Origin of the sequence: Okeania sp. SIO3B5 (assembly GCF_010692555.1) — a bacterium.
GTDB lineage: Bacteria > Cyanobacteriota > Cyanobacteriia > Cyanobacteriales > Microcoleaceae > Okeania.
This window is the reverse complement of record NZ_JAAHHG010000005.1, coordinates 23,555-26,003: the sequence shown is the minus strand read 5'-3', so window position 1 is coordinate 26,003 and position 2,449 is coordinate 23,555. Positions and strand designations below refer to the sequence as shown.

The window sequence follows — 2,449 nt, the reverse complement described above, 5'->3', positions numbered from 1 at the left end:
GTAGGTTACTGAAATTTTTCTACTTCTTTTTCCCTCAGAGTAAGACATGAAAAATCAACAGAAATATCTGATTTAGCTAAAAGCAGGATAATGAGTAATTTTTCCTTATTATTTTTGGCGCTCTACTATTACATTGACTAGAGAGAGTGACCGAATTTGTATTTCATTTAGTTGGAGTCCTGGAGATGGATAAAATTCTCTGAAGTTTGGGGAAATACTAATCATCTATTAGAGTCGAGTTTAAATATAAATCAATTTTTCCTTATGCTCTCTAACAACATAATTTTGGGGGAGGTTACTGAAATTTTCCTACTTCTTTTCCTTCAGAGTAAGAATTGAATTTGGGAATAAATAAATAGGGAAAACCTCCCTCAGAATAAGTGCCTTCTGCCTTAGAAACAGAACCTCCGTACTCTATCTAAATTAAAACTTTGATAAGCTCAGGCGATCGCTTGACTTTCCTACTTCCCTTGAGTTAAGAGTCCTGATATACTCTTTTTTAGTTAAGATGGAGAAATTTTGTGGATTTATCGCTAATTCCAGCCCAACCAAAACCAGGACTAATAAATGTCCTGATAGAAATTCCCGCAGGAAGTAAAAATAAATACGAGTTTGATAAAGATTTACAAGCTTTTGCCCTTGACCGAGTACTTTATTCTTCCGTACAATATCCTTACGATTATGGATTTGTCCCTAACACCCTAGCAGATGATGGAGATCCTCTTGATGGAATGGTAATTATGGATGAGCCAACATTTCCTGGGTGTGTTATTGCAGCAAAACCCATCGGAATGTTAGAGATGATTGATGGAGGGGACAGAGATGAAAAAATTCTCTGTGTACCAGACAAAGACCCCCGCTACACTGAGGTTAAATCTCTCCAAGATATAGCACCTCATCGATTAGAAGAAATAGCAGAATTTTTTAGAACCTACAAAAACTTACAGAAAAAGGTGACAGAAATACTTGGTTGGAAAGATGTTGACCATGTAATGCCATTAGTAGAAAAATTCGTTAAAGCGGCAAGCAAGTAATATTAATTCTAGTATCTTCGGAATTACAAAAAATTTAGCGGTAGGTTTTCTAGAGATTTTGCTCAAATGAAAACCTACCTCTATTTTTTAAAAAGAGTTGTTAACTTTTTAAAAATCCTGAACTTATAGCAAAGGAAGAATTCATTAATGGATAATGGATAATGGATAATTGATAATTACCTCTGGTTAAAACCGCTCTTGATTGAATATAAGGAAATATTATTTCTTTGTTTTCCCCTTGAAAGGGGAGGCAAAGTAAGCTGAATTATTTAATTAATAATGATTAATTATTAATTATTCGGTAAGAAGTAAGAAGGAGGGAAAAAGAAGACTTTAGTTATCAAAGAAGGCTTTAATTATCGTAATCAAATAAATTTATTTGTTGGTTTGCAAAAGAATACCCAGCATACTCAATCTCTGCTGCATACTTATGTGCCACCATATCAACTAATTCAGAATCATAATATTTCCAATAATTTTCTCGATTTGATTTATTACGGACAGGGAGCTGAAAGTTTTCTAATTCTAATATTTGGGAGACTTTTCTAAAGTCGTTCTCAAGAGATTCAAAATACATAACAAAATTAACTTCGGGTTTGCTTGACAGTAAACCACGAGTATTTAGATAGTAAAACATTGTTCGGACTTTTCGCAATAAATCAATAAACTCATCTCTATTCCACTTTTAAGTTTGACGATGTGGCGAAAAAAAGTAAGAAATCATTCTTTCCCAATCGAACAGAAATCATCAATTATTTTCCCCTACTCCCTACTCCCTACTCCCTACTCCCTACTCCCTCTTAGGGAATATGAATAAACAAAAACTTTTTTGTATGGAAAGCATCTTTAAAATTGACTGGATAAATATTTGATTTGCTTGTTGCCTATCTTCCTATCTATCTTCCCTATTCCCTAATAACTAAAACAAAAAACTATTAGACATATCCAATAATCAAAAATCAAATCAATTATTGAACAGAAATCATTAATTATTTTCCCCCTACTCCCTACTCCCTACTCCCTACTCCCTACTCCCTCTTAGGGAATATGAATAAACAAAAACTTTTTTGTATAGAAAGCATCTTTAAAATTGACTGGGTAAATATTTTATTTGCTTGTTGCCTATTTTCCTATCTATCTTCCCTATTCCCTAATAACTAAAACAAAAAACTATTAGACATATCCAATAATCAAAAATAAAATCAATTATTGAACAGAAATCATCAACTATTTTCCCCTACTCCCTACTCCCTCTTAGGGAATATGAATAAACAAAAACTTTTTTTGTATGGAAAGCATCTTTAAAATTGACTGGGTAAATATTTTATTTGCTTGTTGCCTATTTTCCTATCTATCTTCCCTATTCCCTAATAACTAAAACAAAAAACTATTAGACATATCCAATAATCAAAAAT

2 protein-coding genes are annotated in these 2,449 nt (G+C 32.5%); one reads left to right on the top strand and one right to left on the bottom strand.

Annotation, left to right across the window (positions count from 1 at the left end; all coding sequences use genetic code 11):
* The first annotated feature begins 521 nt into the window (after positions 1–521).
* On the top strand, positions 522–1,034 hold the full coding sequence (locus F6K54_RS01175; protein ID WP_293073302.1) for an inorganic diphosphatase: 513 nt from the start codon (positions 522–524) through the stop codon (positions 1,032–1,034).
* A gap of 352 nt (positions 1,035–1,386) precedes the next feature.
* Here F6K54_RS01175 and F6K54_RS01170 read toward each other — a convergent pair whose 3' ends face one another.
* A complete protein-coding gene (locus tag F6K54_RS01170) occupies positions 1,387–1,671 on the bottom strand; it encodes a hypothetical protein (protein ID WP_293073299.1) in 285 nt (94 codons plus the stop codon).
* Positions 1,672–2,449: the final 778 nt, after the last annotated feature.